The sequence below is a fragment of the Pantoea sp. Ap-870 genome (genome assembly GCF_011752515.1).
Lineage (GTDB): Bacteria > Pseudomonadota > Gammaproteobacteria > Enterobacterales > Enterobacteriaceae > Pantoea > Pantoea dispersa.
Map to the genome: position 1 here is coordinate 1,168,179 of NZ_VWXG01000001.1, position 22,366 is coordinate 1,190,544.

At 60.2% G+C, this 22,366-nt stretch carries 23 protein-coding genes; 5 read left to right on the forward strand and 18 right to left on the reverse strand.

Annotated features, from left to right (window positions below; all coding sequences use genetic code 11):
- The first annotated feature begins 102 nt into the window (after positions 1-102).
- Entirely contained in the window at positions 103-1,422 is a 1,320-nt protein-coding gene (locus tag F3J41_RS05660) for an MFS transporter (protein WP_166710276.1), read from the forward strand.
- A 3-nt stretch (positions 1,423-1,425) separates the two neighbouring features.
- Here F3J41_RS05660 and F3J41_RS05665 read toward each other — a convergent pair whose 3' ends face one another.
- Positions 1,426-2,058, reverse strand: coding sequence for a DapH/DapD/GlmU-related protein (locus F3J41_RS05665; protein ID WP_058774649.1), 633 nt, complete (start codon positions 2,056-2,058; stop codon positions 1,426-1,428).
- A gap of 137 nt (positions 2,059-2,195) precedes the next feature.
- On the opposite strand from F3J41_RS05665, the gene F3J41_RS05670 reads away from it, so the two are divergent.
- The gene (locus F3J41_RS05670; RefSeq protein WP_058774648.1) at positions 2,196-3,098 is read left to right on the forward strand and encodes a ParB/Srx family N-terminal domain-containing protein; all 903 of its coding nucleotides are present in this window, start codon (positions 2,196-2,198) and stop codon (positions 3,096-3,098) included.
- 39 nt (positions 3,099-3,137) lie between these two features.
- The gene (locus F3J41_RS05675) at positions 3,138-3,287 is read left to right on the forward strand and encodes a hypothetical protein (protein ID WP_166710184.1); all 150 of its coding nucleotides are present in this window, start codon (positions 3,138-3,140) and stop codon (positions 3,285-3,287) included.
- Between the two features lie 44 nt (positions 3,288-3,331).
- On the opposite strand, the gene F3J41_RS05680 is transcribed toward F3J41_RS05675, so the two are convergent.
- On the reverse strand, positions 3,332-4,426 hold the full coding sequence (locus tag F3J41_RS05680; RefSeq protein WP_058774647.1) for an NADH:flavin oxidoreductase: 1,095 nt from the start codon (positions 4,424-4,426) through the stop codon (positions 3,332-3,334).
- A 102-nt stretch (positions 4,427-4,528) separates the two neighbouring features.
- On the opposite strand from F3J41_RS05680, the gene F3J41_RS05685 reads away from it, so the two are divergent.
- Positions 4,529-5,422 carry a LysR family transcriptional regulator gene (locus F3J41_RS05685; RefSeq protein ID WP_058758595.1) on the forward strand — a complete coding sequence of 298 codons (894 nt, stop codon included), beginning with the start codon at positions 4,529-4,531 and terminating at the stop codon, positions 5,420-5,422.
- Positions 5,423-5,949: 527 nt separating this feature from the next.
- On the opposite strand, the gene F3J41_RS05690 is transcribed toward F3J41_RS05685, so the two are convergent.
- The 16 genes from F3J41_RS05690 to F3J41_RS05765 all read right to left on the reverse strand — a co-directional run bounded on the left by F3J41_RS05690 (position 5,950) and on the right by F3J41_RS05765 (position 20,573).
- Positions 5,950-7,245, reverse strand: coding sequence for a sorbosone dehydrogenase family protein (locus tag F3J41_RS05690; RefSeq protein WP_021505987.1), 1,296 nt, complete (start codon positions 7,243-7,245; stop codon positions 5,950-5,952).
- Positions 7,242-7,664 (reverse strand): DUF2231 domain-containing protein, encoded by a 423-nt coding sequence (locus F3J41_RS05695; protein ID WP_021505986.1) that lies wholly within the window; start codon positions 7,662-7,664, stop codon positions 7,242-7,244. The genes F3J41_RS05690 and F3J41_RS05695 overlap by 4 nt, the downstream gene beginning before the upstream one ends.
- 115 nt (positions 7,665-7,779) lie before the next feature.
- On the reverse strand, positions 7,780-8,616 hold the full coding sequence (locus F3J41_RS05700) for an MBL fold metallo-hydrolase (RefSeq protein ID WP_166710186.1): 837 nt from the start codon (positions 8,614-8,616) through the stop codon (positions 7,780-7,782).
- Positions 8,617-8,873: 257 nt separating this feature from the next.
- Entirely contained in the window at positions 8,874-9,377 is a 504-nt protein-coding gene (locus tag F3J41_RS05705) for a thioredoxin domain-containing protein (RefSeq protein WP_166710188.1), read from the reverse strand.
- Positions 9,374-10,096: a DsbA family protein gene (locus tag F3J41_RS05710; RefSeq protein ID WP_166710278.1), complete on the reverse strand. Its 723-nt coding sequence runs from the start codon at positions 10,094-10,096 to the stop codon at positions 9,374-9,376. The genes F3J41_RS05705 and F3J41_RS05710 overlap by 4 nt, the downstream gene beginning before the upstream one ends.
- Entirely contained in the window at positions 10,096-12,099 is a 2,004-nt protein-coding gene (locus F3J41_RS05715) for a protein-disulfide reductase DsbD (RefSeq protein ID WP_166710190.1), read from the reverse strand. The genes F3J41_RS05710 and F3J41_RS05715 overlap by 1 nt, the downstream gene beginning before the upstream one ends.
- A gap of 49 nt (positions 12,100-12,148) precedes the next feature.
- Positions 12,149-12,499 carry a hypothetical protein gene (locus tag F3J41_RS05720; RefSeq protein WP_058758599.1) on the reverse strand — a complete coding sequence of 117 codons (351 nt, stop codon included), beginning with the start codon at positions 12,497-12,499 and terminating at the stop codon, positions 12,149-12,151.
- A gap of 120 nt (positions 12,500-12,619) precedes the next feature.
- The gene (gene pqqF, locus F3J41_RS05725; RefSeq protein WP_166710192.1) at positions 12,620-14,944 is read right to left on the reverse strand and encodes a pyrroloquinoline quinone biosynthesis protein PqqF; all 2,325 of its coding nucleotides are present in this window, start codon (positions 14,942-14,944) and stop codon (positions 12,620-12,622) included.
- Positions 14,944-16,086 (reverse strand): pyrroloquinoline quinone biosynthesis protein PqqE, encoded by a 1,143-nt coding sequence (gene pqqE / locus F3J41_RS05730; protein ID WP_021505976.1) that lies wholly within the window; start codon positions 16,084-16,086, stop codon positions 14,944-14,946. Before pqqE ends, pqqF begins: the two co-directional genes overlap by 1 nt.
- Positions 16,073-16,351 carry a pyrroloquinoline quinone biosynthesis peptide chaperone PqqD gene (gene pqqD / locus F3J41_RS05735; RefSeq protein WP_021505975.1) on the reverse strand — a complete coding sequence of 93 codons (279 nt, stop codon included), beginning with the start codon at positions 16,349-16,351 and terminating at the stop codon, positions 16,073-16,075. Before pqqD ends, pqqE begins: the two co-directional genes overlap by 14 nt.
- Positions 16,352-16,355: 4 nt before the next feature.
- A complete protein-coding gene (gene pqqC / locus F3J41_RS05740) occupies positions 16,356-17,111 on the reverse strand; it encodes a pyrroloquinoline-quinone synthase PqqC (RefSeq protein WP_021505974.1) in 756 nt (251 codons plus the stop codon).
- Entirely contained in the window at positions 17,108-18,034 is a 927-nt protein-coding gene (pqqB, locus tag F3J41_RS05745; RefSeq protein WP_166710194.1) for a pyrroloquinoline quinone biosynthesis protein PqqB, read from the reverse strand. Before pqqB ends, pqqC begins: the two co-directional genes overlap by 4 nt.
- A 55-nt stretch (positions 18,035-18,089) precedes the next feature.
- A complete protein-coding gene (gene pqqA, locus F3J41_RS05750) occupies positions 18,090-18,161 on the reverse strand; it encodes a pyrroloquinoline quinone precursor peptide PqqA (protein WP_010617686.1) in 72 nt (23 codons plus the stop codon).
- Positions 18,162-18,310: 149 nt separating this feature from the next.
- Positions 18,311-19,330: a dipeptidase gene (locus F3J41_RS05755; protein ID WP_349844529.1), complete on the reverse strand. Its 1,020-nt coding sequence runs from the start codon at positions 19,328-19,330 to the stop codon at positions 18,311-18,313.
- An 83-nt stretch (positions 19,331-19,413) separates the two neighbouring features.
- Positions 19,414-20,343 (reverse strand): ABC transporter substrate-binding protein, encoded by a 930-nt coding sequence (locus F3J41_RS05760; RefSeq protein WP_141495403.1) that lies wholly within the window; start codon positions 20,341-20,343, stop codon positions 19,414-19,416.
- A 2-nt stretch (positions 20,344-20,345) separates the two neighbouring features.
- Positions 20,346-20,573: a hypothetical protein gene (locus tag F3J41_RS05765; RefSeq protein ID WP_166709609.1), complete on the reverse strand. Its 228-nt coding sequence runs from the start codon at positions 20,571-20,573 to the stop codon at positions 20,346-20,348.
- A 170-nt stretch (positions 20,574-20,743) separates the two neighbouring features.
- On the opposite strand from F3J41_RS05765, the gene sapA reads away from it, so the two are divergent.
- Complete coding sequence (gene sapA, locus F3J41_RS05770) at positions 20,744-22,366, forward strand: ABC transporter substrate-binding protein SapA (RefSeq protein WP_166710198.1); 1,623 nt, start codon at positions 20,744-20,746, stop codon at positions 22,364-22,366.

The window sequence follows — 22,366 nt, forward strand, 5'->3', positions numbered from 1 at the left end:
CGCGGGCACTATGGCATAGCGGACACTAATTAGTTAGCAGCCTTAGCAATCTGGCATTACCTTTGCTTAATGATTCCTGTGTTCATTTTCAGGAGTCGCATGATGAAAGCGTCCTCAACCCGCTACACCATTTTCTCGCTGCTGTTTCTCATCGCACTGATTAACTACATCGACCGCGGTGCGCTCTCGTTCGCCGCCAACGCCATCTCGCAGGAATTTCACTTCAGTAAAGTGCAACTCGGTGCTGTGCTGGGCTACTTTGGCTTTGGCTATCTGTTCGGGTCGCTGTGCGGCGGTTTCCTTGCCGATCGGCTGGGCACCAAAAAGGTCTGGCTGATGGCCGGCATTCTGTGGTCGCTGCTGGAGATCGCCACCGCCTGGGCCGGAGAGCTGGGCATGGCGCTGTTTGGCGGCTCGGCGATCATGGGGTTTGCTGCACTGCGCGTGCTGTTTGGCTTCAGCGAAGGGCCGGCCTACGCGTTGATGAACAAAACCATCGCCCACTGGGCACCGGATAACGAACGCGGTTTCGCGCTGGGAATTGGCCTGCTGAGCACCCAGGTGGGCTCGCTGCTGACCGCACCGATTGCCGTCGGACTGCTGCTGCTCACCAACGACTGGCGCATGATGTTTATGCTGCTCGGTGCGTTTTCACTGCTGGCGATGCTGCTGTTCGCCCGCCACTTTACTGATACGCCACAGCAGCATCCGCGTGCCAATGCCGTCGAGCGTCAGCTGATCATTGCCGGGCAACGCCAGCAGGTGCAGGACGAAGGCGCGCTGCCGTGGTGGCGCTTCTTCACCAGCCGCACGCTGGTGTGTAACGCGCTGGGCTATTTCAGTTTCCTCTACATCACCTTTACCCTGGTGACCTGGCTGCCGAAATATCTGCAGGATAATTTCCACTATGAACTGCACTCGCTGTGGTATGTGGCGATGATCCCCTGGAGCGGTGCCTGCCTGACGGTGCTGCTGGGCGGGCGCATCGCCGATCGCCTGCTGGCGCGCTTTAACAATCTGCGGCTGGCGCGCAACCTGTTTGCCGCTGTGACGCTGTGCGCCACCGCCTGCTGCTTTATGGCCATTCCCTGGGTCGGATCTGCTGTCGGGATTATCGCGCTGATGACGCTCGGCAACGCGCTCAATGCGCTGGTGAATAACGTCTACTGGTCGATCGTGATTGACGTGACGCCGAAGGCATCGGTCGGCACCTTCAGCGGCATGACTCTGGCTATCGCCAACCTCGCGTCGATCATTTCACCGATGCTGTGCGGCTGGCTGGCGCAGTACTACGGTTATAACGCCATGTTTACCGTCACCGCCTGTATCGCCTTTGGCAGCATGCTGGCCATGACGCTGCTGCAGCCCGAGAAACGCCTGCAAGCCGATGCGCCGCCAGCCGCCGCGCAGCAGGCCGTGTAAGGGTTATCGCCCGTGCCGCTGGCAGAAGGCGGCGATATCCGGCGACTGAAAATCCGCCAGGTGCGCCATCAGCTTCTCCAGCGGCCAGTTCCACCAGGCAATCGCCTGCAGCTGCGCCGCGATGTCAGCGCTGAAACGGGCGCGAATCGGTTTCGCCGGCACACCGCCGACGATGGTGTAAGGCGGCACATCTTTACTCACCACCGCCCCGGCCGCCAGCACGGCGCCGTCACCGACCGTCACGCCAGGCAGGACAATCACGCCGTGACCGATCCACACATCGTGACCAATGATCACCCGATCGGCACGGCGTCCGGCGAAGAAACCGGCATCGCGCTGCGCGCGGCTGTCGTAATACTCCGGGCAGTAGGTGAAGCGATGCTGTGAGGCGCGATCCATCGGATGATTCGGTGCCCCGATACGCACCTGATTGGCGATGGCCGTGAAGCGGCCAATCTGCGCATCCGCCACGCAGCAGTGTTCCCCAAGGTAGGAAAAATCACCCAGTTCGCTGTATTCCAGATAACTGTGCGCCAGAATTTCACACTGCTGACCAATCTGCGTGTCGCGCAGACGGACGCTGGGATTGATCGCGGTGTGTTGCAGTTTAGCGGGAGGCTGTGTGGCAGAAATCATAAAGCAGGTGCTCCGTTGTGGTCAGATGTCTGGATAAGTGGTTGCCTCAACGCAACCGCGAGCCACAACACTAGAGCGGGAAGATGACAGGAATGCTATCGTGTTGCTCCACCGGGAGATCTTCAGGAGAAAATGGAATGAAAGCGTCCCTGCCGTTATTAGCCTTGCTATTCAGTACCGTCCCCGCCTTTGCCGCCCTGCCGCCCGACATCAAAGCCGGAGAAATTGTGCAGGTCGAACTGGCGCAGCTGCATCCCACTCAGGCCGCCATTGGTTATCGCCAGCTGGATTACAAGCAGCATCGTTATCAGGCCGATCCGGAAAAGCTGTTCGATGACTATTGCGAAAGCATGGGACAAAAAGGGGTGAAAAGTTTCACGCCGCGCTCCACCGTGCGCGATCCGGCCAGTTTCAGCTGTAAGGCGCCGGTCGGCAGCGAACCCGGCCCGATGAAAACCGCGGTGATCGGCCCGGATAATCAACTGTACCTGACTGATGGCCACCACACGTTCAGCAACTTTGCTGACATGGCCGGCCTGTCAACGCCGGTGCAGGTGCGCATTACCGATGATTTCCGCCCGCTGAAAAGCCAGGCTGCTTTCTGGCAGAAAATGGCGGCGGCACATCTGGTGTGGCTGGAGACGCCAAACGGTAAGATCGCCCCCGAAGCACTGCCGCAGGAGCTGGGTCGCCAGCATATGCAGGATGATGAGTATCGTTCGCTGATCTACTTTGTGCGCGATATCGGCTTCGATAAGCCAGACAACCCGCCGCCGTTCCTTGAATTTTTCTGGGGACAGTGGCTGAGCCGGGAACTGCCGCTGAAAGCGTTCAACCTGCGCGACCGCGACGGCTACGCCGCAGCGGTGAAAAAGGTGGCGGAGAAGATGGTGAGCGTGCCGAAGGATACGGTGATTGCGCAGAGTGATAGCGGTCCGCTGACGGCAAAGGCGCTCGGTGCCAGAGACGCGGTGAACCAGAAGGCGCTGCACAAGTTAAGCGCCGATAACGGTAAGCTGAGCTGGGCGTTTAAACGTTAAGCGGGCTGGGTAGTGTTGGGTTTATCCAGGTGCGCATCAATGCGCACCCTACAAAATTACACACTATTGCTGCTGATGCGCAGCAATACCCACCCGACAAAATCACACACCATTGTTGCTGATGCGCAGCAATACGCACCCGACAAAAACACCATAGCATTGTTGCTGGTGCGCGGGCATGCGTTTTGAGCCGTTGTGGCAGGGTCGCCATGGATGGCGACCGAAAACGGCGCTTATACCAGCTCGCTGTTTTTAACATCCGCGGACGGTGCCAGCAGGTTTTGATCGAAGGCGCGCAGCGGCTGGCCGTGGCGAACGCGCTGTGGCCAGTCCGGATTGGCCAGCGCGCTTTTGCCCAGCGCCACATAATCTGCGCCCTGATACAACGCCATGCCGGCGCGTTCGGCATCTGACAGCGACCCGTTGATCACCACCGGCAACTGTGGCGCAGCCTGGCGCGCCAGCTGTAGCAGCGATTCTGCCGCGTCCGCGAACGCTGGCTGCAACGCATCATGCTCGGTCAGGTGCAGATAATCGATACCTGAGTCGGCAAGCAGCGCAAACACCTGGCGCGCTCCGGCAGCGCCCTCCTGCCATTTATGCGTAAAATCATTCACTTTCCCCTGAGAAATCCGCACGCCCAGCGTGACGTTGGCACCGATGCGCTGACGCACCGCGGCGATCACCTCCCGCGTCAGCGTCAGTCTTGCGATAATATCGCCGCCCCAACGGTCGCTGCGCTGGTTGGTGTAATCGGTAAAGAACTGATCGAGCAGATAACCGTTGGCCGCGTGAATTTCAATGCCGTCAAAACCGGCTGCCTCAATGGCACGCGCCGCGCTGTCAGCAAAGGCGTCAATCACCTGCTCAATCTGCGCATCGCTCATGGCGCGCGGCAACGGATAAGCGCCGTGGCCATGGTAAAACCGCAGTTGTTCGCCACGTGGCGGGATCGCCGAAGGCGCCAGCGTATCGCGCCGGTAAATATTGCCCTGCGATATCGCACCGGCGTGCATCAGCTGTGCAATGATTTTGCTGCCGTGCTGGTGCACGCTGTCGGTGATGGCCCGCCAGCCGGCGATCTGCTGGCGATTGACCAGCCCGGCCTGAAAAGCGTAAGTCTGTGACCAGGCTTCATCAATGTAGAGGCCTTCGGTGATTACTGCGCCAAAGCCACCGCGGGCAAAACGCGTGTAGTACTGCTGCATACGCTCGCCCGGGACACCGTCCACGCTGGCGGAGATGCGCGTCATCGGTGCTACCATCAGGCGATTGGTTAAATAGAGGTGGTTAAGCGTACTGCTCTGAAACAGGTGTTTGTCGGACATTTGGCGCTCTGAAATAAATTATCATCAGGAGCCATTATAGTGAGTCGCCATTGTGGCAAAAATGACCGATTATGATACGTCTGCTTAACGGAAACCGTTACAATGAACTCCCGGGATATTGATGTTTTTCTGATGGTGTCGCAAACCCGCAGCCTGACGCAGGCGGCGCGGCGGCTCGGCACCACCACTATGACCGTGTCGCGCCGGCTGGCCTCACTGGAGGAGGATCTCGGCGTACGGCTGCTGCATCGCACCACGCGCGCCATTGCCCTCACCGATGAAGGCGAAGAGTTTCTTCCTTATGCCAGAACGCTGGCCGAGACCGAACAGAGCGCACGCAACCTGTTCGCGCCCGATAAACAGGGGGCCACCGGCCAGCTGCGCATCACCGCGCCTACGGGGTTTGGCCGCCGCACCATCATTCCGCTGCTGCCGTCACTGATGGAGCAAAACCCCGGGCTGCGCGTTGAGTTTCAGCTCAGCGACGATGTCACGGACATTGTCGGGCTGGGCTTTGATGTCGCGATTCGCATCGCCCCGCTGCGCGATTCCCGCCTGGTGGCACACCGTCTGGCCGATAACCCGCGCCGGCTGTGTGCGGCTCCAGGCTATCTGCAACGCTTCGGCACGCCGCGTCATCTGGCGGATCTGCATCAACACCACTGTCTGCGCCTGTCGAATGTGGTGCAGTGGAGTTTTATGGTGGACGGCCATCTCTCCAGCCTGAGCGTTGACGGACGCTTCAGCGGCAGCAATGTCGAAGGGGTGCGTGCGCTGTGCGTGGCCGGCAGCGGCATCGCGCAGCTTTCTGAGTGGGATGTGCGGGAAGAGCTGGCATCCGGCGAACTGGTGGCGCTGGAACTGGAGGACGCGCAGCCGCAGATGCTGGGCGTGTGGGCGCTGTTTCCCACCACGCGCCACCTGCCGGCGCGCGTTAGCGTGTTTGTTGCGGCGCTCAGACAGGCGATGCAACAGCAAAGCCGGCCCGGCGCGTGACGCGGACGTACGAAAAAAGGCGGAGAGGTGAGCTCCGCCTTGTTTCAAGTTCCGGTCAGTGCGCCTGACCGGTCAGTTGCAAAAGGGCAACGATGATTTGCAGGATCACCCGGACCAGGTCCAGGAGTAATCGAACAAGTTCCATCACTTTCCTTCTCCTCTGACAGGAGCGCGCTGTTCAGCTTTCGGGGCCCTGACTCTACCCGCCGACCGCCTAAGCACATCTGTGAGGAGCGCTGAGCGGCACTCATTGTGAAAGCCACAGGCCAGCACCACCTGAAACCTGCCGGGGTTTGACTATCCGCGCCCCTGGAGTCATCAGAAAACAATAAGCATCCGCCGCGCTCAACACCTGTATAACCATACAGTATTTTAGCGAAACTTGAAATCTTTCGCTGCACATTTTATCATTCCTTTTGTGAGGAGTGCTGAGCACCCCGTTCCGAGCGCGGTTACCAGCCGGGTGACGAACATAAAAAAAGGATTTGGCGACCTGGCCAAATCCTTTTTTATTACCTGCGATGGCCCTACTGTGCGGCGCTGATACGCCAGATCGCGTTGCCGGCATCGTCGGCAATCAACACCCCGCCCTGATTATCCGTCGCCAGTCCTACCGGCAAACCGCGTACCTGCTTCTGATCGTCGGTGAGGAATCCTGACACCACCGTCTGCGGTTGCCCGACCGGTTTGCCGTTTTCAAATTTCACCCAAATCACTTTATAGCCGTTGAGCGGCGTGCGGTTCCAGCTGCCGTGTTCACTGATGAAGGCCCCGCCGCGGTACTGCGGCATATTATCCGCGCCATAGAACAGCAGGCCGAGCGGTGCCACGTGTGAGCTCAGCGCATAGTCCGGCTTGATGGCTTTCGCCACCAGATCCGGCCGCTGCGGCTGCGCGCGCTCGTCGACGTGCTGACCAAAGTAGCTGTACGGCCAGCCGTAGAAACCTTTGTCCTGCACGGAGGTCAGGTAATCCGGCACCAGATCCGACCCGATTTCGTCACGCTCGTTGGCGATGGCCCACAGCTTGCCGCTTTGCGGCTCCCACTGCAGACCGGTAGGATTGCGGATGCCGCTGGCATAGATGCGGCTGGCACCGGTTGCGGCGTCCACTTCCCACACCGCCGCGCGGCCATACTCTGCGCCGATACCGTTCTCGGTGATGTTACTGTTGGAGCCGACACCGACGTACAGTTTGCTGCCGTCCGGACTGGCGAGCAGCGCTTTGGTCCAGTGGTGATTCAGCTCACCGCCCGGCAGCGACGTCACCTCTTCCGGCGGCGTACGGATTTCGGTTTCACCGGTCTGGTAAGGGAATTTCACCAGGCTGTCGGCGTTAGCCACATACAGCGTATTGCCAATCAGCTGCATGCCAAACGGCGCGTTGAGGTTTTCGATAAACCGGTGCTGTTCCCACTTGCCGTTTACGTTGCGCAGCAGCGTGATGCGGTTGCCGCCCGGGCCACCTTTGCCGGAAGATTTCTGCACCAGGCTCATGATCAATTCTTTCGGTGCCGTGACCGGGTTTTTCACCCCGTTGGCTTCTGCCACCAGCACGTCGCCATTCGGCAGCACATACAGCTGACGCGGGTGCATCAGGCTGGCCGGGATTTTCTCGATCTTCAGGCCGTCGGCCACTTTTGGTGTCTCGCCCTCTTTCCACGCGGTGCCTTCCGGCACCTGCATCGGCGGCATAAAGAAGTTTTTAGCCTGCGGCAGCTGCGGATCAGGGCCGATTTGCCGTTGCGGATCGAGGTCCGATCCGCTGTCGCAGGCGCTCAGCAGTACTGCAATTCCCAGCGCACTCATAACACGAAATTTCATGGGCGACCTCCCTGTAAACGACGCTCGCGCAGCGCCAGCTGCAGATTCGCTATCAGCAACACCACCACCACCAGGGTGGAGAGCGTCACGCCCATCGGCACCACTGCATAGGCATCGCGGCTGTGAATGAATGCGTTGACGATGGCCAGCACGATTGCCAGCAGCGACAGCCAGAAATGGGTTTTCTCTGCGGCAGGTGCGCCACGGAATAAATGAATCAGGCTGATTAGTCGCGGCACAATCGCCAGCACCAGCCCGATGGCTATCAGCCAGCTGGCGGCTTTGGTCCACATGACGATGAAGGTTTGCAGATAGATAATATCAAACAGCCAGGCAGCAAAGAAAAAGCCCAGCGGCAACGGCTCAAGCAGGGTAAACAGCGTCACGCCAACAACCGAGCGTCCCGAGGTATGGTACATCGCACTCTCCCTATCACAGTTTTTCCAGGCGAGAGCGATCCGGCCAGGCATCGCTTCGCACGCCTGAGAAATATTAGTAAAGATAAAGAGTCATGCGCAGAGCCCGCACAAAAAGTTAACCGTGCCGACGGAACTGGTTCAGTTCCTGCGCGTCGTGGCTGCAGAACAGTTGCACCTCTTGCGGGTGGTGCAGTGACAGTTCACGCAGCCGCTGCTGATTGCTGTGCCAGGCGGCGCGGTCACTGCACATCAGGCGCTGATAGGCGCGCAGGCCAGGCGTACAGTGGCGCTGGCTGTGGTACATTTCACCGCGATAAAACCAGGCGTCGCCGCCATGCAGCAGCCAGCCGCCCTGGTGACGAATCGCCACGCCCGCATGGCCCAGCGTATGTCCCGGCAGCGGCACCAGCAGAATCTCATCGCTGAGATCGTCGACCGCCTTCACCGCATCAAAGCCATACCAGCGCTCGCCGCCGCTGGTGTAACCGCGCCAGCCATCGTGCGCAGTCCACTGCTGCGGGCGAAACCGCTGACGCGCCAGCCAGCTGCTGTCGCCCGCCTGGGTTACGGTATCCAGTTCACGCTGCAGCAGATGAATGCGGGCGGCCGGAAAATCACTGATGCCGCCGGCGTGGTCAAAATCGAGGTGGGTCAGAATAATGTGGCGCACATCCTCCGGGCGAAACCCCAGCAGCTGAATCTGTGCCAGCGCGCTGAGCTGCTCGTTATAGCGAATATTATTTAGCGCGCGGAAAAAGCCCGACAGGCGGCGGTCAGGATGGCGCATATCCTGCGTGCCCAGACCGGTATCCACGAGGATTAAACCGTGACGGTCAGTTTCCAGCAGTAAGCAGTGGCACACCAGTTCAGCAAACGGACCTTTGCTGAAACCATCGAATAACGCGCCACCGAGCGGGCACATGCAGCCACAGTTGAGGTGATGAATTCGCATTGTTCTCCCCCAAAATAAAATGGCGCGAGCGCGCCGTTATTAAATGAATAAATAAAAAGTGATTTAACATATATGTGCCATGATGATGCTAATTGCAAATAAACCAGAATGATTCATTTATCAATTTATTTATTACTCATTTAATTTCAATGCATTGAAATATTGAATGCAGATTTTTAATAAGCAAAAAAATAACCGCAGCGCAAGGTTATTCACGCTACGGTTATTTAACGCGGTCAATTACCGTTATTGATTAATCAGGCAGCGCGTGCCGCCCACCACAGGCGCAGCTTGAGCCCCCAGCTGCTGGTCCAGCCGCTGCTGGTGCTGACCACCTTGCCCTGATGCAGCACGATGAACGTCGGCGTGGCGCTGATTTGCCAGCGCTGTCCCAGCGCCCCGCTTTCATCATTGACGGCGAATCCCCGTACTCCTTTTTTATCCAGCCAGGTGGCAACGCGCGCATCGCTGCCGGATCGCAGAGCCACGCTGACCACCTGCGTGCCGTGCTGACTGAGCGCGGCTACCGTCGGTGTGGTGAGTTTGCACACGCCACACCAGCTGGCCCAGACGTAAACCAGCACCGGCCGCTGCTGGCTCAGCGTCGCCAGGTTCACCTCGCCCTGCAGCGCGCTGAGCGGCTGCCGGGCCACATCCGCGGGCAGCTGCGGTGCACGCAGCCAGTCCATGGCCAGCAGCAGCGCCGCTGCCATCAGCACCAACAGCACGCCTTCGCGCAGCCAGCGCGTTAACCGGCTCATGGCTTAGCCTGCAGCGCACCTTTCACCGCGGCTTCCAGCTGTGCATAAGGCACTGCCCCGCTGATCAGCTGATTGCCAACCAGCGTGGCGGGCGTACCCTGCACACCCAGCTGCTGCGCCAGCGTCAGGTTAAGGTTGATGGTGTCGAGGCTGGCGGTGCTCGGCGCCGATAAACTGATGCCACTTTTGTCCAGCGCGGCGGCGATGCTGGCTTCATCATGGTTGCCTTTCTTTGCCATCAGCCGTTCATGCAGCTTAAGAAAGTTATTCGGCTGCTGCTCCCACACCGTCAGCGCCAGACGCGCCGAACTGAGCGAGCTTTCAGCGCGGTACGGCAGCGGCTTCAGTACCACCGCCACCTGCGGATAGTTCTGCAGCAGTTTTTCGATATCCGCCTCAAACTTTTTGCAAAAGACGCAGTTGTAGTCGGTGAAATAGACCAGCGTCAGCGCCGGTTTTTTGGCACCGATGCGCGGTGAGCCGGCATCGTTAAACAGCGCCGCGCGGTTTTTCTCTACCATCTGCGCAACCACGTTTTGCTGCTGGCGCGCGGCTTCTTTATCAAATGCGTCAGCGGCTTCTGCCAGAATCGCCGGATTTTGCACCAGGGTTTCGCGAATCAGCTGTTTGATGCGCGCCTCCTGCTCAGGGGTAAATGGCGCGGCGGCCAGGGCGGGTGCTGCCAGTAACATCAGCGAAAGTAACAGGGTTTTTTTCATCATTTTTTTGCCTCAGAGAGTGTTGAAATCACCGCATCACGACTTAATAACGGCGATAAAATCTGGCCGTGCGGCAGTGCCGGGCCATAAATCTGGTTAAAGGGGATCGCTACGCGATCGCGGCGGCGCAGGAACTCGCCGATGGCCGGATCCGGTTGAGTCCAGTCACCGCGCAGCAGCACCACATCCTCTGCGCCGAGGGCGGCACGCACGTCAGGCTGATTCAGCACCCGCGATTTATTCACTTTGCAGGTGATGCACCAGTCAGCGGTGACATCGACAAAGACGCGCTTATCCTGCTCCAGCGCCTGATTGATGGCGGCTTCGGTCAGCGGTTGCCACACCAGCGATTCTTCTTCCGGGGAGAGGCGCGTCAGCAGTAACAGCGCGCCCGCCAGCGTCACGGTAATGAACACCAGACCTGCCTGCGGCATCGCGCGGCGTGCGATTAGCCAGCCCGTCAGCGCCAGCAGCAGGATGGCCGCCAGCAGAATGGCGATGGTGCTGCCCCAGTGGGGAATCAGCAGCGTCACCAGCCACAGCGTTGCCAGCAGCATCAGCAGCCCCAGCAGCGTGCGCAGATGCAGCATCCAGCTCCCCGGACGCGGCAGGCAGCACGCCATACCCGGCAGCGCCGCAACCAGCAGCCACGGCAGACTCATGCCGACACCGAGCGCGACAAACAGCAGCCACAGCTGCGGCAGCGGCGCGGTCAGCGCATAGGCGACGGCGGTGCCAAGAAACGGTGCGCTGCACGGCGTCGCCAGCAGCGTGGCAAAGGCCCCCTGGCCAAAATGTCCTGCCAGACCGGCACCGCCATGCGTCGCCAGCCGGGTAGTCAGGCCGGAAGGCAGGCGGAAATGCAGCAGATCGAACAGACTGGCGCTGAACAGGAACATCACCAACACCATCACCAGCAGAAAGCCGCTGCTCTGAAACTGAATGCCCCAGCCCAGCGCCTGACCGCTGAGCCGTAGCACGGTCATCAGCAGCGCCAGCAGCAGGAAAGAGAACAGAATACCGGCGCTGGACGCGAGAAACTGCTGACGCGTCTGGCGTTGCGTCTGTCCCTGCTGCTGCACCAGACTGCTCAGTTTGATCGCCAGCACCGGCAGCACGCAGGGCATCAGGTTGAGAATCAGCCCGCCGAGCAGCGCCAGCAGCACTACCGACCACAGCGTGGCGTTTCCGGCAGAGGGAGAAAACAGCGGCTGATGACCAAGGGTCAGCTGGCTTTGCTGAGCGATACCGGCGTCAGCGATAACCAGCGACAGCGCTTTACCGCGCAGGTCCGGCGCAGCCTCGCCCCATTCATCGGTCACCGCCACGCGGGCCGTCAGCGTCTCGCCCTGCACGCTGATTTGCGGCGTCGCCAGCATACTGCCCTGCGGATAATCAAAGAACAGTTCCGGCTGCTGCCAGCCCTGCTGACGCTGCGCCCGGATTTGCAGCGTGCCATCAACGAAGCTGGCATCAAGCTGATCGGTCAGCCCGCTGTCAGCCGGGATCTGCCCCATCGCCTGGGCGAAATCACGTGCAAAATCCGGACTGGCGGGCTGCGAGAGATCGAGCTGGAACGGAAAATCCGTCAGGATGCAGACGTCGCTACAGGTGGACAGCGTCAGCGTGCCGGCCAGCGTGCCCTGCGGGGCAGATTCGAGCACGATGGGCAGCGTAACGTTGCCTTTGTAGCCCTGCGTGGTGAGGCCGCTGACGTCAAAGCGCGCTGGCACTGGCCACGACCAGCGGGCGTTGACATCCGGCGTTTGCCAGCGGATTTCCGGCGCGACGCCGCCTTCGCCCGGCGAGCGCCAGTAGGTTTTCCAGCCCGGCTGCAGGCGAATATCCAGCAGCAGTTGCAGGTGATCGCCCTGCGGCGCGGCGCGCAGGCGCACTTCGGCGTGGCTGTTTTGCGCATTGCGCAGCCAGCCGGTATCGGCGGCTTGCACGCTCAGCGCGCAGCTCGCCACGAGGAGCAGCAGGCTCCTGATCAGGAATGTCATAATCGTTTCTCCGGTGAATAACAGGGTTTACGCGGTGGATCGCGTGGTGTTATTCCCGGAAGACGCAGAGCGTGAGATGGCGCCGTCGCAGCGGCACAAACAGCGGTTCACGCCGCCAGACAGTGGCAGACGAGGTCTGGAAGAGCGTGGCGATCAACGCCAGCAGCAGTACGAGGAATGGCAGCGCGGTATCGAGCAGCGGCGCGCTGCCGCTGAGTGACTTAGCGCCCAGCGCACAGGGTTTATCACTGCTGGCACCGTCATCAACGGCGGCGCTGTGAGCAGTAATGCTAACGACAGGCTGGGTCGGGAGATTGAAGCTGCGCTGGACGAGACAAAACGCCAGCACCAGACAAACCAGTGCCAGAATCCATTTTGCGCGTTGGGGCGATATCGTCATGCCACAGCCTCAGAGAAAAGTGCGGCCAGTTTATGCAAAAGCAGCAGAAACACCAACCCCTGCTGTGTAAACTTTTGTCTTTATGCCAGCGGGAGCAGGCTGACTGCAGAGAGGGAGAAATTATTCACGTTGATTAATCAGCAAGCGCCAGCGGCGGCGTTCGCGCAGCAGGCGCTGATGCAGCCGCTGCAGCTGGGGTAACGTGAGCGCCGCGACCGCTTCTGGCGTAAGCACCGGCAGTCCCTGCTGTTTTCGCAGTGCCTCACTGGCGGCGTCGGCGTTCTGGTGTGGCTGGCACTGCGCCAGCAGCGTTGCCTGCCAGCCCCGCAGCGTTTCATCGTTGATGGCGGCGAGTTCACTCACCATGTCGCGCAAAAACGCTTTGCAGTGTTGCAGCAGTGTACGCCAGCCAATGGACGGTGATTGCAGCGCCAGCTGCAGTCCATCCACATCCGCCACGCGCTGGTAGCGCGCTGACACCACATAGCCAATCTGTTGCTCAACCCGCAGGCGCTGAAAGAAGCGTGGTTCGAACATCAGCGCCAGCGCACGCAGCGCCGCGAGGCTGGCATCATCGGCAGCGGGCAGCGGAATAAACAGCAACAAGGCCTGATCGTTCGCCGCACAGCGCAGCGCGCTGACGCCGTGCTGTAGCGCAGCCGCGCGCGCCGGCGTAGGCTGAGTCTGAACCACCTCGCTCAGCCCGTGCGCGGCATGCTGACTGACGCTTTCGCTGTGGCCGCACCAGGCGGCCTGCCATGCAGGATGCGCAGCCGGGGCCAGCAACTGCTGCGGTAGCGCTTCCAGCAACTGACGAATCACAATACTTTGTGCAGCACGGTGCGGTTGCGGCAGCACCGGCGCATTCAGCGCCGCCAGCACGCCAGGCAGCTGCTGCAGCGCGGGCATTGCATCGTCAGGCAGATTAATCACCAGTTGCCAGACGCCCTGCTGCTGTTGCCAGCGTCCGCTGCCACCGGCATGGCGCAGTGCGGCCAGCCGTGGGCGCAGCTGCTGCTGCCAGCTTAGCGCCGCCTCGTCACTCAGGGTGTGATAAAACGCCGGGCGCACCAGCAGCGTTTCCCGCGGCTGCACCGGGTTTGCGCGCAGCAACGGCGCGCAATTTGCCGGGAGTTCCGGCAAATGCAGGACGTCAGCGCAAGGATAAAATGACCAGTTAACCGGCGCGACCGGACCAGCCGCGGTCGGTGGCCATGGCGCGCGCTGCAGGCAGAATCCCTGCGTGGTGTAAGGCGCGGCGGACAGCTGTCGCTGCGTCAGCAGCCGCGTGCACGGTGCCTGTGACAGCGCGGCGATGAAACCGGTAAAATCTGCGGGAACGTCAGCTGACGGCGCCGATCCCAGCGCCCGTCCGCGCAGCTGCGTCAGCGGCGACAGCGCAGCGAAATCCTGCTGTGCCAGTTGCAAATAGTGGCGATGTTGCGCTGGCGTGGCGGCGCGCACCGCACGCAGATGCTGCCAGAAGAGCTGTTCAATGCGTCTTGCCGCCGACGCTGACAGCGCTGGCGCACTGAAGCGCAACGCCAGCCAGCTATGATCGGCGCTCTGCCACAGCCATTCACACTGCAGCGATGCGCACAGTTGCTCGCTGCGCAGCTGCGCCATCAGGCTGCCAGGGGCTTCATCCTGCCAGAAAGCCTCCAGCAATGTGACGTTGTCACGCAAAGCGCTTTCTTCGCCGTTGATAAACAGGCTTAGCCAGAATGACTCTTCATCGGCAAGCTGGATGAGCGTTTCAACTGGCTCCGGCGCGGAAATGGCTGGCAATAAGGAGTGCGCCGCACCGCCTGACTGGTGAACAGCAAACGCCTCGGCCAGCTGCTGTAATTCATCCAGCGATTGCGGTCCGCTCAGCCACAGCTGCTGGTTGGCGGCGACAAAATGCTGCTGATGAAACAGCCGCAGCGCCTGCTGCAGTTCCGTTACGTTGTCACCAAAACACGCTGCACTCCCGACGCGAAAGCGGCGCAGTGCGCCACCGGCCGCGTCGAGCAGCGCTGCTTCACTCAGCGTTTCGGCATGATGCCGCAGCAGTTGATATTCTGCCTCAATGACCGCCGCTTCCTGCGTAATCGCCGTACCGGTTAGCAGTGGCGCAGCCAGCATATCTGCCAGCCTTGCCACGCCCGCCGCCAGCGCCTGCGCCGGCAGCTGGAAGAACCAGGCACTGCGGCTGAGTTGCGTGGTGGCATTCACCTGACCACCCTGTTGCTGCAGCCACGGCATCAGGCGCTCATCGCCGGTAAAGCCAGCGCTGCCGCAAAACAGCAGATGTTCCAGCAGATGCGCCAGGCCGGGCCAGCGATCGGGTTCGTGCAGGCTGCCCGCGCCGACGCGCACCAGCGCTGCGCTTTCCCGCGCGTCGGGCTGGTGCGACAGATGACAGCGCAGACCGTTAGCCAGCGTCAGGCTGCGTTCGCACATCAGGTGACCCGCTGTTTGAAAATCAGCTCAGAGTTGCTGCGGTTGCGGAACTGCAGCTGGGCGATTTTGATATCGCTGCAGCTGGCTTCGCGGCGTGCCTCAAGAATTTTTCCGTGATGCGGCGACTTGCTGCAAACCGGGTCGGTGTTGTCGGCATTGCCGGTCAGCATGTATGCCTGGCAGCGGCAACCGCCGAAATCTTTCTCTTTCTCATCGCATGAGCGGCACGGTTCCGGCATCCAGTCGAAGCCGCGATAGCGATTGAAGCCAAACGAGTTGTACCAGATATCCTCCAGGCTCTGCTCCAGCACTGAGGGGAACTGCACCGGCAGCTGGCGCGCGCTGTGACAGGGTAACGCCGTACCTTCCGGCGTCACGCTGAGAAATATCGATCCCCAGCCGCCCATACAGGGTTTTGGCCGCTCTTCGTAGTAATCCGGCGTGACGAACAGCAGATTGGTGAGATTACCGCTGCTGCCCATGCGCTCACGGTAGCGCGCAACCACCGCTTCGGCGCGGGCAATCTGCTCGCGCGTTGGCAGTAATCCCTGACGGTTAAGATGCGCCCAGCCGTAGAACTGACAGGTGGCCAGTTCGACATCATCCGCCTCCAGTTCAATACACAGATCGATGATTTTATCGATCTGGTCGATGTTATGACGATGCAGCACGAAGTTCAGCACCATCGGGTAGCCGTGCTTTTTCACCGCTTTTGCCATCGCCAGCTTCTGCTGAAACGCCTTCTGCGAACCGGCCAGTGCGGCGTTCAGCGTTTCATCACTCGCCTGGAAACTGATCTGGATGTGATCCAGCCCGGCGTCGGCGAAGGCATCAAGCTTTTTCTCCGTCAGGCCAATGCCGGAGGTGATCAGGTTGGTGTAAAAGCCCAGATCGCGCGCGGCGCGAATCAGCTCCGGCAGATCTTTGCGCGTCAGCGGTTCACCACCGGAAAAGCCCAGCTGCACGCTGCCCATGGCGCGTGCCTGGCGGAACACCTCGATCCACTGTTCGGTGCTCAGCTCTTGTTCCTGCTGCGAAAAATCCAGCGGGTTCGAGCAGTAAGGACACTGCAGCGGGCAGCGATAAGTCAGCTCCGCCAGCAGCCACAGCGGCGCATTCACGCCAGGTTTATTCGGGTTCACGACACTGGATCCACTTCTGTTCAATGGCCGATTGCAGGAAGTCTTTGACGTCATCATCGACGCCGCCCGCCTCCGGAAAACGCGCATTGAGCGTGGCGATAATGGCCGCCACATCCTGCTTGCCGGTCACCAGTTCCAGAATGGCGGCAGCGGTTTCATTCAGCTTCGCCATCCCTTCCGGGTAAAGCACCACGTGGCTGTCCTGCGCGGCTTCCCACTGCAGACGATAGCCGCGGCGAAACGCCGGAATCAGAGTCTCTTTCATGTGATTACACCAGTCTTGTACTGTGCCAGGCGACCTGATCGGTCACCGTGTGGTACGGCGGACGCTGCAGCGCGTATGCCATGGTCATGGCATCCAGCATGGTCCAGAGAATGTCGAGTTTAAACTGCAGGATCTCCAGCATACGGTTCTGCTGCTCAGCGCTGGTAAAGACTTCCAGCGCCAGCGCCAGGCCGTGTTCCACATCGCGGTTCGCCTGGCTCAGGCGGCTGCGGAAGTAGAAATAGCCTTCCTCTTTGATCCACGGATAGTGCTGCGGCCAGCTGTCGAGGCGCGACTGATGAATCTGCGGGGCAAACAGCTCGGTGAGCGAGCTGCACGCCGCTTCCTGCCAGTTGGCGCGACGCGCAAAGTTGACATAGGCATCAACGGCAAACCGTACGCCTGGCAACACCAGCTTCTCTGACAGCAAGACTTTGCGATCGAGACCAACCGCTTCTCCCAGCTGCAGCCAGGCTTCAATGCCGCCTTCCTCACCGTTACGACCGTCGTGATCGAGGATACGCTGTACCCATTTACGGCGCGTTGCCGGATCCGGACAGTTGGCCATGATCGCCGCATCTTTCAGCGGAATATTGGTCTGATAGTAAAAACGGTTCGCCACCCAGCCCTGAATCTGCTCGCGCGTCGCGGCACCGTTGTGCATCGCGATATGGTAAGGATGGTGAATATGGTAATACGCGCCTTTGGCACGCAGCGCCTGTTCAAAGGCTTCGGGTGACAACGCCTCGGTAATGATCACGATGCGGACTCCTGCAAATGAATCGCCATGCCGTCCCAGCTCACTTCAATGCCCTGCTGCGTCAGGAACTGGCGCTGCGGCGAATGCTCGTTGAGAATCGGATTGGTGTTGTTAATGTGAATCAGAATTTTGCGTCTGGCCGGCAGAGCGGCCAGCAGCGCCATCAGCCCCTGCTCTTCCGCCAGCGCCAGATGGCCCATGGCTTTGCCGGTATTTTTGCCGACGCCGGTGGTCAGCAGCTCATCATCCTGCCACACAGTGCCGTCCATCAGCAGGCAGTCGGCTTTTTGCAGCCACGGCATAATCACCGCATCCGGTTCGCCGAGGCCCGGCGCATACAGCAGCGTCTGCCCGCTGGCGGTGTTTTCGATAAACAGCGCCACGTTATGTCCCGGCAGCGGACGATCGCGATACGGCGAATACGGTGGCGCATTGCTGAGAATTGGAATGGCGGTGAATTGCAGACTGGCGCAGACATCAACGCGAAACGGCTCAAGCGGCGTGAGCGCCCGATGCTGCAGGCCGCCGTTCCAGTGCTGCAGCATGGTAAAAATCGGGAAGCCGCTGGTGAGGTCGGCATGCACTTCCGGCGTGCACCATACCTGATGCGGGCAGCCCTCACGCAGGCTCAGCAGACCGGTGGTGTGATCGATCTGGCTGTCGGTCAAAATAATGCTGCCAATCGCCGTTCCGCGCAGCACGCCGTGTTTCACCAGTTCCGGTGTCCGGGCGATTTGCTGGCTGATGTCCGGCGAAGCGTTGCACAACACCCAGTCGGTACCGTTATCGCTGACAATGATTGAGGATTGGGTGCGCGCCTGCGCCTGGAGCGTGCCGTTACGCAGCCCGCTGCAGTTGGCGCAGTTACAGTTCCACTGCGGAAAGCCACCGCCAGCCGCCGAACCGAGGACTTTAATAAACATGTGAAGGACCGAAGCAGGAAAAGAAAATGCCCGCACGAACGGCGGGCAGGACGTCTTAGCGGTTGGAGATGTACAGCGTTACTTCCAGGCCCAGACGCAGGTCAACAAACTCAGGTTTTTTCCACATAATATTCTTCCTCATAGTCTTAAAACGCAGAGCAGGCTCTGCTAAAAACATTGCGGCAGAAACAAGGCTTCCGCCAGCAATGGATAACGCGGGGCGATGTTGCGCCAATGTAGCGAGCAGATCAACCCTGATTGCGTAAGGAAATACACTTACGCCTGCCAGATTTGGTGCAATACCCGCTGCCAGTTGCCCCAGGCAAGTTGTTCCAGCAATGCCTGATCATAGTTGAGACTGCGCATCAGCGCATACAGCCGCGGCAAACCGGTGACATCTTCAAGCTCTGCGGGCACGCTGATGCCGTCAAAATCCGACCCCAGCGCGACGTGATCGCTTCCCATAATAGTCATCAGATGCTCACAGTGTTTAACAATTTCGATCAAGCCGCCATCATCGTCGCGCTTACCGTCGGCGCGCAGAAAGGCGTTGCCGAAATTAATGCCGACCACGCCACCGCTATCGCGAATCGCCCGCAGTTGGTCGTCGGTAAGGTTGCGCGGCTGCGCGCACAGCGCGTGCGCATTCGAGTGACTGGCGACCAGCGGCGCGGATGAGAGCCGGGCCGTGTCCCAGAACGCTTTTTCATTCATGTGCGACACGTCGATCATCATGCGCTGCTGATTCGCCAGCGCGATCAGCCGCTCGCCGTCTGCGGTCAGTCCCGGACCGCTATCCGGCGAACCGGGAAACGCGCCGGTGACGCCAGCGCCAAAGCGATTTTCCAGATTCCAGAACGGACCGATGCTGCGCACGCCCGCCTGCCAGAAGGCGGCAAGGTCGGCGCCGTCGCCGTCAAAACCGTCCGCGCCCTCAATGTGCGCCACCATCGCCAGCACGCCGTCGCGCCGGCAGGCGGCGATATCGGCGGTGCTGAGGCACAGGCGCGCCCGGCCATCAGAACGGGCAACCAGCGTTTTCAGAATCTCCAGTTGCTGCCACAGGATCTCCAGCGGCTGCCACGCTTCACCGGCCAGCTGAGGTGCTACTTCGCTGACGTAGCGCTGCGGCGGCACAAACAGCGCAAACAATCCGCCGGCAAAGCCGCCCTGCTGCATGCGCGGAAAATCGAGGTGTCCTTTTTCGATACCGCTAAAGAAGGCAGTGGCCGGATCGTCGCGATGATGCAACCACAGGTTGAGCAACAGGTCATTATGACCATCAAAGGTTTTGATTAACATTGGGTTATCCGCCACGGATTTGATGCCGCCATGCTACGCGCATCCCGCCTGTTCGCCAAATACCGGCGCACAAAGGGTTACTGTTGTGCCACCTGCAGACCGCGATAAAAGGTCGGCTTGACATCGAGTGGCTGAGCAATCAGGCCGTACTTTTGATAAAAGTCGGCGGTTTCCTGCTGCTGTTGTACGGTGTGGTCGTCAATGCTCTGCCAGTGTGACTGACGTCGGGCAAAAGATTTGGCGGCAGCCTCCTGAGGAAAGCCGATGATCTTTGCCAGCCAGGCGGAATACGCCTCAACGTGGCGATTGGCCCAGCGATCAGCGGCCGCCAGCCGGTTAATATAATCCTGCAGCGCCGCACGTTTACTGGCGTCACTCAGTGCCGCATCGGTGGCGGCGAGGAAGCTGTTGCCGCTGGAGAGCCCCACGCCGTTGATCAGCACGCGGCCGGTATGCGTTACTTCTGCCAGCGCGGTGTAAGGATCCCAGGTTGCCCACGCATCGACGGAACCACTAGCCAGCGCAATGCGCGCATCAGCAGGCGTGAGAAAGCGCCAGCTGACTGCTTTATCGCTCAGCCCGGCACTTTCCAGCGCTTTCAGCGCGATAAAATGACCGATCGACCCGCGCCCGGTGGCGATGCGTTTACCGCGCAGATCCCGCGGCGTTTTGATGGGTGAGTCCGGCGCAACCAGCACCGCCAGCCCGGCCGGGGTGGATTTGCTGACGGCCACCGCTTTAACCTGCGAACCCGCGGCCAGCGAGAACAGCAGCGGCGCATCACCAATAATACCGGCATCAACCGCCCCGGCATTCAGGGCTTCGGCCAGCGGAGCGGCGGCCGGAAATTCCGCCCATTCGATACGGTAGGAGAGATCGTTGAGCTGCTGCGCTGCTTCCAGCTCGGCGCGCATGTTGCCCTTTTGATCGGCAATGCGCAGGGTAACGCCGTGCGCCGCGACGCTGCCGCTGGCCAGTAACAGCATCGTTAAAGTCACTCTTTTCATTATCATTTCTCAGCAGATGAAAAGCTCAGACTACCCTGCGCGTAACAAATGACCGATGCCGATTTCGCATGAGGATTGCCGGAAGTAACATAACGATGCGCGGCTGACGATGGCGCAAAAAAAAAGCCCGCAACACGAGGTGCGGGCAACGTAATACTGGAAGCAATGTGAGCAATGTCGTGCTCTTCTTCGGTAGAGCCACCGTCGAAGCGCAGAAGAATAATAATCATTCCTATTATCATCTGTAAAGCTCTAATTGAGAATTTTTCTCATTTCCACACTAAGGTTGTGCTTACCCCCGTCTCCCGCTGGGTAAAAAAAGCGCAGATGCGCGGCGGATTTGGGGAGTGCGCGTGCTTTGCGATACACTCTCGCTATTGCCCGAGAATCGTTGAGTTCTATGCCAAAATTATTACCCGCGCTGCTGCTTGGTCTCAGCGTCCTGAGTGCCTCTGCGCTCGCCGCGCCCGCGGACTCTATCCGCCACAGCGGCTTTGTCTATTGCGTAAACGGCACGGTTAACACCTTCAACCCGCAGATGGTCAGCAGCGGGCTGGTGGTCGATACGCTGGCGGCACAGTTGTATGACCGCCTGCTCGACGTCGACCCTTATACCTATCGCCTGATCCCCGATCTGGCGCAGAGCTGGGAAGTGCGCGATAACGGCGCGACTTACCGCTTCCACTTACGCAAAGATGTTTCGTTCCAGCACACCAACTGGTTTACGCCGACGCGCAAAATGAACGCCGACGATGTGGTCTTCAGCTTTGCCCGCATGTTCGATCGCCAGCATCCGTGGCATAACGTCAACGGCGGCAGCTATCCCTACTTCGACAGCCTGCAGTTTGCCGACTCGGTGCAGAGCGTGAAGAAGCTGGATAACGACACGGTAGAGATCCGCCTCAACAGCCCGGACGCCTCGTTCCTGTGGCATATCGCCACCCACTACGCGCCGGTGCTGTCGCAGGAGTACGCCAGCCAGCTGAGCGCGGCAGGCCAGCAGGAACAGCTGGATCGCCAGCCGGTGGGCACCGGCCCGTTCCAGCTGAGTGAGTACCGCACCGGGCAATATCTGCGTCTGGCGCGCAATCCGCACTACTGGAAAGGCGTGCCGCGTCTGCAACAGGTGGTGATCGACCTCGGCGTGGGCGGCACTGGCCGCCTGTCGAAATTGCTGACCGGCGAGTGTGACGTACTGGCCTACCCGGCCGCCAGCCAGCTGTCGATTCTGCGCGACGATCCGCGCCTGCGCATGACGCTGCGTCCCGGCATGAACATCGCCTATCTGGCGTTTAACACCCGCAAACCGCCGCTCGACCGGCCGGAAGTGCGCCACGCGCTGGCGCTGGCAATCAACAACGAGCGGCTGATGGAGTCGATTTATTACGGCACGGCGGAAACCGCAGCCTCTATTCTGCCGCGCGCCTCGTGGGCTTACGATAATGATGCGCGCGTGACGGAATACAATCCGGCAAAAGCGCGTGAAGCATTAAAAGCGCTGGGCATTGAAGATTTGCATCTGCGTCTGGTGGTGCCGACCACCTCGATGTCGTGGAACCCCAGCCCGCTTAAAACCGCCGAGCTGTTGCAGGCGGATCTGGCGCAGGTGGGCGTGCGCGTCACCATCGCGCCAGTCGAGGGGCGTTTTCAGGAAGCACAGCTGATGGCCATGAATCACGATTTAACCCTGACCGGCTGGGCCACCGACAGTAACGATCCGGACAGTTTCTTCCGCCCGTTGCTGAGCTGCGCGGCGATTCGTTCGCAGACCAACTACGCGCACTGGTGTTCGCCGGCGTTTGATGAGGCGCTGCAGCGCGCGCTGCTGTCGCAGCAGCTGTCGGCACGTATCGACAGCTACGATCGCGCCCAGCAGATGCTGGCGCAGGCGCTGCCGGTGCTGCCGCTGGCGTCGTCGCTGCGCCTGCAGGCTTACCGGCACGATATTAAAGGCCTGGTGCTGAGTCCCTTCGGTAACGCCTCGTTCGCCGGGGTTTACCGCGATGAGCACGGCGAGGAGTAA